The sequence below is a fragment of the Bradyrhizobium sp. genome, assembly GCF_016462955.1.
GTDB lineage: Bacteria > Pseudomonadota > Alphaproteobacteria > Rhizobiales > Xanthobacteraceae > Bradyrhizobium.
Map to the genome: position 1 here is coordinate 2,241 of NZ_JAEMSD010000515.1, position 2,506 is coordinate 4,746.

The window sequence follows — 2,506 nt, forward strand, 5'->3', positions numbered from 1 at the left end:
ACCTTCGGGACGTCGTGGGCTCGCGCTGCGCCGAGCGCGAGGCCGGCACAGGCTATGGCGGTGGTGACGAGGATGATCTTGCGGCGGCGGATCACGGGCTTTCTCCGGCTTCGGGCGAATGCGGGAGAGCAGGCAGGATGCAGCCGATATGCGCTCGCCGGATTTGAAAGACGACCTCGTCGAAAATTGTCGAGGCTGGTAGATTTCGGAATTCTTATGTGATTTCAAAGACCTGAGGATCTAGGCCCCGACAGCCTTCAGCCGCCGGTACTCCGTCGGCGTGACGCCCGTCACGGCCTTGAACGCGCGGTTGAACGGCCCCAACGACTGGAAGCCGGCGTCCATCGCGATGGTGATGACGGGGACCTCGGCCTGGGCCGGATCGGCCAGCGCGGCCTTGGCCTCCTCGATCCGGTGATTGTTCAGGAACACATTGAAATTGCGATAGCCGAGGCGCTGGTTGATCAACCGGCGCAGCCGGTACTCGGGAATTTTGAGCCGCCCCGCCAGCACGCCGATGGTGATGTTTTCGTGGCGATAGATCCGCTCGTCCGCCATCAGGCGCATCAGGGCGTGAATGAGTTTCTGGTCGGCGGATTCATCGACCGCCGCAGGCTGCGTCAGAATTGCCGGCGTCGCCGCCGGGGCCGGAAACAAATCCGCACCATCGACGCGCATCATCGCATAGGTGATGATCGCGACGACGCAGGCGAGCACACCGGTATTGACGGTGTTGGCGACGTCGCCGGCACTGCCGCCGATCGCGATCTGAAGCAGCGCGCTCAGCCCGCCATAGATCGCCGACGTGCAGACGATGAAGACCCGAACGCGCCGCCGCCGCTCCACCAGATCGGCCGGCCACGAGGCGATTGTCTGCCCGATCGCAAGCGCGATGAATCCGAGCACGATCAGGTTCACCACGGTCACGGAGAACCGCGCGTTGCCGCCTGGTGCAATCCAGACGCACCCCGCAAAGCTGAACGCCGTCACCAGCCCCCAGATCAGCCCGTGCCACCAGCGCACGCGAAACTCGTCGTCGAACAGCGCGCGCGTGAACAGCCAGAACACGACGATGTTTCCGGTCGACACTGCGATCAGCGGTGCGTGCCAGGCCGGAACGAGCGGCGAGACGCCGATCGAATAGCTCGCCGCATGCGCCGCCGACCCCAGCGCGAAGGCCGCGCCGAGGCGGGCGGCGAGCACATGACGGAACTGGGAGAAAAGCGCGGCCGCGAGCACGAGCAGCAGCGCGACGCTGGCAGCGCGGCAGGCGAGCTCGGTTGCGGCAAGGGTCATCGGTTGGGACGAACGGTCGCGGTTGAATGCAGCCGACCATCGTTCGTTGCGCTCGTTTTTTCAAGGCCGTCGGCATGCAAGGGCTAGCGACACCCACCGCTGTCATCGCACGACTTGACCGGGCGATCCAGTATTCCGAGGCGGCAGAGGTTGAACCGATGGGCCGCAGCGTACTGGATTCCCCGCCTCCGCGGGCAGGGCAATCGCATATGGGAGTAATCTCGCCTGAGGCCATCCTTCGAGACGCCCGCCGTTGGCGGGCCCTCAGGATGAGGATCGAGTGTGTCGCGCTGGTTTCAACGGGCACCGTTGTCGCTTAGCCTCACCCTGAGGGACCGCCACCGGGTCCGCGCAAAGCGCGGCCCGATGACAGGCTCCGCGGTCGTCTCGAAGGGCGAGGCGCGCGCTCAGGTCTATCAAAGACCCAAATGCGATTGCCCCGCCTTCGCGGGGAATGACAGCGGAGTGTATGTGGGCACGGGCTCCGTCGCGACGTCGATGCGAAAATCTGTTATCGTCGCGTCCAACAAATCCAACAAGGAGTCCCCCATGAGCTGGCAGCCCTCGAACGATCCCGTGCTCGGCGATCCCATGTCCTGCGATGCGCTCGATCTCGTCATCGTGCCGCGGACGCGCGATCTCGGCGACGGGTTCGCGGTGCGCCGCGCGCTGCCGTACGGCAAGCGGCAGATGGTCGGGCCGTTCATCTTCTTCGACCATTTCGGCCCGGTGCAGTTCGTCTCCGGCAAGGGCATGGACGTGCGGCCGCATCCGCATATCGGGCTTGCCACCGTCACCTATCTGTTCGACGGCGCGATCATGCATCGCGACAGCGAGGGTAACGTCCAGGAGATCGCGCCGGGCGCGATGAACCTGATGACGGCCGGGCGCGGCATTGCGCATTCCGAGCGCACGCCGGATGCGCAGCGCGCCTCGGGGCAGAAGATGCTGGGCCTGCAGAGCTGGATCGCGCTGCCGGCCGGCTCCGAGGAGATCGCGCCGTCGTTCCAGCATTATGCGGCGGGCGACTTGCCGATGATCTCTGAGCGCGATTTCACCGCCCGGGTGATCGCGGGATCCTCGTTCGGCATCACATCGCCGGTCTCGATGGTCTCTCCCTGGTTCTACGCCGAAGTCACGGCGGTCGCGGGCGCGAGCGTGCCGCTCGACCCCGACCACGAGGAACGCGCGATCTACGTGGTGGAGGGAG

Annotated in this window: 2 protein-coding genes; one reads left to right on the forward strand and one right to left on the reverse strand. The window is 65.6% G+C overall.

Features of this window, described 5'->3' with window-relative positions; all coding sequences use genetic code 11:
• Positions 1-240: 240 nt before the first annotated feature.
• The gene (locus tag JHD07_RS33200) at positions 241-1,296 is read right to left on the reverse strand and encodes a helix-turn-helix domain-containing protein (protein WP_291629820.1); all 1,056 of its coding nucleotides are present in this window, start codon (positions 1,294-1,296) and stop codon (positions 241-243) included.
• Positions 1,297-1,845: 549 nt separating this feature from the next.
• Here JHD07_RS33200 and JHD07_RS33205 point away from each other — a divergent pair.
• The coding region (locus JHD07_RS33205) for a pirin family protein (protein WP_291629822.1) at positions 1,846-2,506 on the forward strand (661 nt) is incomplete at its 3' end.

Bases quoted from the DNA above. Each gene is read 5' to 3' on its own strand.
- JHD07_RS33200 (WP_291629820.1), bottom strand. From the start codon at position 1,296: ATGACCCTTGCCGCAACCGAGCTCGCCTGCCGCGCTGCCAGCGTCGCG.